The sequence below is a fragment of the Dietzia sp. UBA5065 genome, from assembly GCA_002415925.1.
In the GTDB taxonomy this organism is placed as follows: Bacteria; Actinomycetota; Actinomycetes; order Mycobacteriales; family Mycobacteriaceae; genus Dietzia.
The window spans coordinates 1-6,748 of sequence record DIAZ01000180.1 but is presented as its reverse complement, the minus strand read 5'-3'; the positions used below and the strand labels follow the sequence as shown (position 1 = coordinate 6,748).

The following is a 6,748-nucleotide window of genomic DNA, read 5'->3' as shown; positions in this document are numbered from 1 at the left end:
CCTCCCCGCCGTGATCGTCCACGGGCGATACGACGTGGTGTGCCCGGTGGCCAACGCCTGGGAGCTGCACGCGGCGTGGCCGGGGTCCGAGCTGCACATCGTCCCCGACGCCGGGCACGCGATGGCGGAGCCGGGCACGACCCATCACCTGCTCGAGGCGACGGACCGGTTCCGCCCCTGACCCTGCTCCCGCCGCTCCGGTCAGACCACCCCGAAGCGGCGCGAGATCGCGACCGTGCCCTTCTGGTAGCCGGCCGGGAACAGGCGCACCAGGGCGTCGAGCACGTAGGCGTCCGGGCCCACCAGGACCCGGGCGCGGCGCCTCTCGACCCCGTCCAGGATCACCCGCGCGGCCGTCGAGGCCTCGGTGCGCGCGAACTTCGAGTCGAAGATCGCGGCGAAGTCCGCACTGTCCAGCCCCTCGGCCGCACCCGCGCTCCGGGCGACCGCGGTCTTGATCCCCCCGGGGTGGACGCAGGTGACGTCCACCGGGTGTCCGGCGGCGAGCATCTCCATCCGTAGAGACTCGGTGAACTGCTGCACCGCGGCCTTGGCCGCGTTGTAGGCGTTCTGGGTGGGCACGGACAGGAACGCGAAGATGCTCGAGACGTTGACCAGGTGGCCGTCGCCGGAGGCGATGAGGTGCGGCAGGAACTCCTTGGTGCCGTGCACGACCCCCCAGTAGTCCACGTCCATGATTCGGGCGATGTCCTTGTACGAGGACTGCTCGACCGATCCGGTGAACGCGATCCCGGCGTTGTTGACGACCAGGTTGACCACGCCGAAGTGCTCGGCGACCCGGCCCGCGTACTCCGCCACCGCGGCCTGTTCGGCCACGTCGAGCCGGTCGGAACGCACGTCCGTCGCCCCGTCGGCCCGGGCCAATCGGACCGTCTCGGCCAGGCCGTCGGCGTCGATGTCGCTCAGCGCGAGCCGGGCCCCCCGCCGCGCCGCCTCCCGGGCGAGTTCGCGCCCGATGCCGGAGCCCGCCCCCGTGACGACGACGACCTTGCCGTCCATCCGCCAGCGGGGACGGCGGGCCACCACCCCACCCAGGGAGCCGACGAGTCCGCGGACCAGTGCGCTCATCGCAGTGCCTCCTGCCCGGTCGGCGTCACGGCCGGTTCCCCGGGCGGCCCCTCGGCCGGACCGGTCGACGCGGTGCGGCGGTAGGCGCTGAGGTCGAAATCGCGGGTCTCCCGGCGGAAGGAGAACGTGAAATCGGGCCACACGGCCGGGGCGTTGCCCTTGGCGTCGAGGTACCAGCTCTTGCAGCCGGTCGTCCACACGGTCTCGCCGGTGGCCTCACGCAGCTCGCGGTTGTAGGCGTCCTGGACGGCCTCCCGGACCTCGACCGTCTGCAGTCCGCGGTCGCGCATGGTGCGGAGGGCGTCCACGAGGTAGTTGAGCTGGGATTCGATCATGTAGATCATCGAGGAGTGGCCGAGACCCGTCGCGGGGCCCACCAGCACGAAGAGGTTGGGGTAGCCCGCGACGGTGGTGCCCTTGTAGGCCTCCATCCCCTCGCTCGCCCACTTGGCGGCCAGCGTCCGCCCGTCGGCCCCGTGGACCCGTTCGAAGAACGGCGAGTCGGTGACGTGGAACCCGGTGGCCACCACGAGCACGTCCGCCGGATGCTCCACGCCGTCGGCGGTGACGATCCCGGTGTCGGTCACCCGGCTGATCGGCGCGGTCACCAGGTCGACGTTCCGTCTGGTCAACGCGCGATACCAGGCGTTGGACAGCAGGATCCGCTTGCACCCGATCTCGAAATCCGGGGTCACCTCGGCGCGCAGCGCGGGGTCTCGCACCTGCATCGCCAGATGCGCGCGCCCGATCGCCCGGATCGGCGCGAGCGCCGCTCTGCTGCGGGTCAGTCCCACGACCTGGAACTCCCGGCTGCCGTACTGCAGCGCCCGGACCGCCCGCTGCAGACCGGGAACCCGGCGGTAGAGCGTGCGCTCGAACCTCGGATACGGTCGATCCACCCGGGGCAGCACCCAGGGCGCGGTGCGCTGGTAGACGTCGAGGTGCGCCACGGCCGGCGCGATGGAGGGCACCACCTGGATGGCCGAGGCGCCGGTCCCGATCACCGCGACGCGCCTGCCCGCGAGCGGCACCGAGTGGTCCCAGCGGGCGGTGTGGAACACGGGCCCCCCGAACCCGGCGATGCCGTCGATCTCGGGGAGCCGCGGCTCGCACAACGCCCCCACCCCGAGCACCACGACGCGGGCGTCGTACTCCCCCGCGGTCGTCTCGACGCTCCACCGACCACGGGAGCCGTCGAAGCGCACCGAGGTGACCTCGACGCCGAACCGGATCTTCCGGCGCACCCCGGTGTCGTGGGTGACCTTCCGGATGTAGTCGTAGATCTCGCCCTGCGGCGAGAAGGCCCGGGACCAGTCCGGATTGAGGGCGAAAGAGTAGGAGTAGAGGTGGGACGGCACGTCGCAGGCGGCGCCCGGGTAGGTGTTGTCGCGCCACGTCCCGCCGACGTCGGAACCCCGTTCCACCACGACGAGGTCGTCCATCCCCTCCTCCGTGAGCTTGATCGCGGCCCCCAGGCCGGAGAATCCGGCCCCGACGATCAGGGTGTCGACGACCGTCGTCCCATCCGCTGCTTCTCCCTGATCCACTGCTTCTCCCCACGACGCGCCTGTGATCCGGACCACTGTGATCTTACCCGCAGGTAAGTCCCGTGGGGGTCGCACCCGACGCCCCGTTCACCCGAGCCTGGTACAACCAGTCCATGACGATCAGCGAAACCGTCGAGGTCGAGAGCAAGTTCGAGGTCGGCCCCGACATCCCCGTCCCCTCCCCGGGCGCCTTCGCCCCGCTGACGGCGGACGAGCCCGCGGTGCACGACCTCTCCGCGACGTACTACGACACGGACGACCTCTCGCTCACGCGCCACAAGGTGACGCTGCGTCGGCGGACGGGCGGGGACGACGCCGGCTGGCACCTCAAGCTGCCGTCCGAGGCCGGCCGGGTCGAGCTGCAGGCACCACTCGGCGACGAGGTACCGCCGGACTTCGTCGCCGCCGTGGCCGGCCTGGTCCGCCGACGACCGCTCGCACCCGTCGCCCGTGTCGACAACGAACGGCACGTGCTGACGCTGCGGGACTCCGACGGCCGGGCCGTGGTGGAGTTCTGCGACGACCACGTCACCACCGAGTCCTTCGTCCCCGGCGGGTCCGCGGCCCGGTGGCGGGAGTGGGAGGCCGAACTCGTCGACCCGTCGCTGGACGGTGCCGTGGGCCATCTCGCGGCCGTCGCCTCCGCCTGCACAGACGCGGGGGCCACCGCCTCGTCGTCGTCGTCCAAACTCGCCCGCGCGATCGGCGCCCTCCCCGACCCGTTCCCCCGGGGCGCCTCGCCGGTGCGGGACGCCCTCGTCGAGGACCTGCACCAACTGCTCGACCACGACCCGGCCGCCCGGCGCGTCACGATGGTCGGGGTCCACCAGATGCGGGTGGCCGTCCGGGGCCTGCGCAGCACGATCAGCTCCTACGCCGCCGAGCTCCAGACCGAGACCGCGGACACGGACATCGACCTGGCCGTCCTGCTCGAGGAGCTCAAGGTCCTCGCCGCGGTGCTGGGCAAGGTGAGGGACATCCAGGTGGTCGACGTCCGTCTGGAGAACCTGGCCGCGGAGTTCCCCGAGGACATCGTGAGCCCCGAGACGAGGCTGCGACTGCGCACCGAACTCGATGCCGAGGAGCGGCGCGCCGGGCACCGCGTGACGGCCGCCCTGGGCACCGACCGGTACCTCGACCTGCTCGACACCCTTCACCGGCTCGTCGAGGTCGCGGGGTCGGCCCCTTCCGCCGCGACCACCGCGGGTGAGCACGGGCGGGCCGGGGGCCGGAAGGCGCGGCGGGAGTCCGAGGACGTGATGCTGCGCGGGGTGGATCGGCAGTTCGCCAAGTTCACCAAGGCGCGCACCCGCACCGAGCGGGATCTCGAGGCCCTGGAGCTGACCCTGTCCCAGCGGGAGGCGCTGACCCACGTCGTCCGCAAGCGCGCCAAGGCGCTGCGGCGCAACGTCAGCTCGCTCCAGGAGGGGGGCGGCCTCACCGTGGCCCCGCTGCGCACCGCCTGCCAGCGGTTGCACACGGTGCTCGGCGAGGTCCAGGACAGCGTGACCGCGCGGATGTGGATCCGGCGCATCGCGCGCCGCGCCGAGTCCGCCGGCGAGTCGACGTTCGGGTTCGGGGTGCTGTTCGAGCACGAACGCGGCTTCTCCGAGCGCACCCTGGCCGGATTCGAGAACGACGCCGCCACGGTCACCGCGGCCTACCGCGAACTGTCGGAGTCGCGGCGGGCGGCCCGGCGGCGCAAGAAGACCACGCGCAAGAAGGGGTCCACGGGCACCCGCTGAGACCGCCCCGGCCGTCCGCTCCTGGGGGTGGGGCGGTCCAGGGGTGGCTGCTCCTCGGCGTGGCTAGTCCTGGGCTTATCTAGTCCTGGGCGTCCCACGCCTCGTTGCGCGCCTTCGCCTTGGCGAGCGCCGCCTCCGCCTCGCCGCGGGTGGCGTACGGTCCCATCCTGTTCTCCCAGTTGGTGACCTTGCCCTGGACCGCCTGACCTGTGGCGACGTCGTAGTACCACTGCTCTTCCGACATGCCGGACCTCCTCGGGTCGCTGTGGGATCTGGTGCCCGTCCGACCCTACTCGGCCGCCCCGCGGGAGGACGGGGCGTGAGTCAGAAGAGCCGACGCATCACGGCCTGCGCCACGCGCCCGTAGGGCGGGTACACGATCCGCGGATCCACCGCGAACCCCTTCACGGCGACGGACTTGAGGTGGCTCAGCGCCTGGAATCCGGCCTCGCCGTGGTACGCCCCGATCCCGCTGTCCCCGACGCCGCCGAAGGGCAGCTCCGGCATGAGGTAGTGGATCGCGCAGTGGTTGATCACCGCGCCACCGGCGGGAACGGAGTCGACGATCCTGTCGGCCAGGTCGGTGTCCCTCGTGAAGACGTAGAGGCCCAACGGCGCGGGGCGACCGTTGACGAACTCCATGGCCTCGTCGACGTCCCGGTACGACACGATCGGGAGGATCGGACCGAAGATCTCCTCCGTCATCACCGGCTCGGACGGATCCGGGTCCACGACGATCGTGGGGGCGATGGTCAACTCGTCGGCGTCGGTCTCCCCGCCGAGGACGATCGAGCCGCGGGTCTGGCCGAGGTATCCCGCCAGCCGGTCGAACTGCCGACGGTTGACGATCCGCTTGGGCCCCTCGGCCGAGGTGAACTCCGTCACGACCGCCGACAGGCGCGCCACGAGGTCGTCCTTCACCGACTCGTGCACCAGGACGTAGTCCGGGGCGATGCAGGTCTGACCGGAGTTCATCAGTTTCACCCAGGCGATCCTGCGCGCCGTGACGTCGAGATCCGCGTCCTCCGCGACGATGACCGGGCTCTTGCCCCCGAGCTCGAGGATGACGGGGGTGAGGGTCTTGGCTGCCGCCTCCATGATCTTGCGGCCCACCTCCGTGCCACCGGTGAAGAAGACGTGATCGACTCCCAGGGAGATGAGGTGCTGGGTGGTGGGACCGTCGCCCTCGACCACCCCGAACGCCTCCGGATCGAGGTACGTCGGCAACACCTCGGCGAGGAGGCGTGAGGTGGCGGGCGCGATCTCGGAGGGTTTGAGGACCACGGCGTTGCCTGCCGCGAACGCCGCCACCATGGGTCCGAGGGCCAGGTTGACGGGGTAGTTCCAGGGGGCGACGACGAGCGCGACCCCCAGGGGCTCGTACTGGATGCGCGCGCGGGCGGGCTGCTGTGCGAGCGGGACGGGTCGGCGCCGGGGGCGCATCCAGCGGCGCAGGTGCTTGAGCGCGTGCGCGGCCTCGTTCCTGGGCGGGGCGATGTCGCCGAACCACGCCTCGAAGGCGCTCCGCCCCAGATCCCGGGCGAGCGCCTCGGCGATCTCCCCCTCCCTCTCATCCAGGAACCGGAGGAGTCCGCGGAGCTGCGTCTCGCGCCACTCCACGGGCCGGGTCCGTCCGGCGCGGAACGCCGCTTTGAGCCGGTCGACGGTCTCGGCGGGGCTCGGTGCCGCCGCCGACCCGATGGTCTGACTTGTCATCACGCCTCAATTCCCGTTGATCCGACGGTCATAGTCCGATCGACGGGATCGGTCGACGTCGAGGAAGGTGTCGTACGCGCCGAGCGCCCGGTACATGCCGTCCCGGAGCCGACGACCGACAAGTGGTTGCATCGCGAGGAGCGGCCGCAGCAGGCCCGGGGTGTAGACGTCCTTTTTCCGCTTCACGATCGCGGTGGCGATCTCGCGGGCCACCTCCTCGGGCTCGACGGTCCTGACCAGCCTCGCCCCCTTGGTCCCGGAGATCAGGTCCGTGTTGGTGAAGAAGGGGATGACACAGGTGAAGTCGACGCCGCGGCCGGCGAACTCGATCCGCGCGCCCTCGGTCAGGTGCACGAGACCGGCCTTCTGGGCGCCGTAGTTGAGGCCGCCCGGAACCGCGGCCTTGCCCGCGCTGGAGGAGACGTTGACGATGTGGCCGCGGCCCCGGGCCAGCATGTCGGGGAGCGCGAGCCTCATGCCGAGGATCGGCCCGATGAGGTTGATGTCGGTCGAGCGGCGCACGATCTCCTCGGACTGCTCGAGGAAGCGTCCGATCGGCATCACCCCGGCGTTGTTGATGAGGACGTCGAGACCGCCCATGTCCGACCGGGCCTGATCGAGGAACGCGGCGAAGGAGGCCGAGTCCGTCAC

At 71.4% G+C, this 6,748-nt stretch carries 6 protein-coding genes and 1 pseudogene; 2 read left to right on the top strand and 5 right to left on the bottom strand.

The annotated features are described in order from the left end of the window. Positions 1–181 (top strand): annotated as a pseudogene (locus B4M60_RS14865) (prolyl aminopeptidase); the annotation flags it as partial. Between the two features lie 20 nt (positions 182–201). Here B4M60_RS14865 and B4M60_RS14860 read toward each other — a convergent pair. Further along, on the bottom strand, positions 202–1,020 hold the full coding sequence (locus tag B4M60_RS14860; RefSeq protein ID WP_291085813.1) for an SDR family NAD(P)-dependent oxidoreductase: 819 nt from the start codon (positions 1,018–1,020) through the stop codon (positions 202–204). Positions 1,021–1,085: 65 nt separating this feature from the next. Next, positions 1,086–2,636 (bottom strand): flavin-containing monooxygenase, encoded by a 1,551-nt coding sequence (locus B4M60_RS14855; RefSeq protein ID WP_291085791.1) that lies wholly within the window; start codon positions 2,634–2,636, stop codon positions 1,086–1,088. 113 nt (positions 2,637–2,749) lie between these two features. Here B4M60_RS14855 and B4M60_RS14850 point away from each other — a divergent pair, with 113 nt between their 5' ends. Beyond that, positions 2,750–4,381 carry a CYTH and CHAD domain-containing protein gene (locus tag B4M60_RS14850; RefSeq protein ID WP_291085788.1) on the top strand — a complete coding sequence of 544 codons (1,632 nt, stop codon included), beginning with the start codon at positions 2,750–2,752 and terminating at the stop codon, positions 4,379–4,381. 79 nt (positions 4,382–4,460) lie between these two features. On the opposite strand, the gene B4M60_RS14845 is transcribed toward B4M60_RS14850, so the two are convergent. From B4M60_RS14845 to B4M60_RS14835, 3 genes are all read right to left on the bottom strand, one after another. Beyond that, the gene (locus B4M60_RS14845) at positions 4,461–4,625 is read right to left on the bottom strand and encodes an SPOR domain-containing protein (protein WP_291085785.1); all 165 of its coding nucleotides are present in this window, start codon (positions 4,623–4,625) and stop codon (positions 4,461–4,463) included. A gap of 80 nt (positions 4,626–4,705) precedes the next feature. Further along, entirely contained in the window at positions 4,706–6,097 is a 1,392-nt protein-coding gene (locus B4M60_RS14840; protein ID WP_291085782.1) for an aldehyde dehydrogenase family protein, read from the bottom strand. Positions 6,098–6,103: 6 nt separating this feature from the next. Then, positions 6,104–6,748 (bottom strand): SDR family NAD(P)-dependent oxidoreductase (locus B4M60_RS14835; RefSeq protein WP_291085779.1); only part of this gene is annotated, 645 nt, incomplete at its 5' end.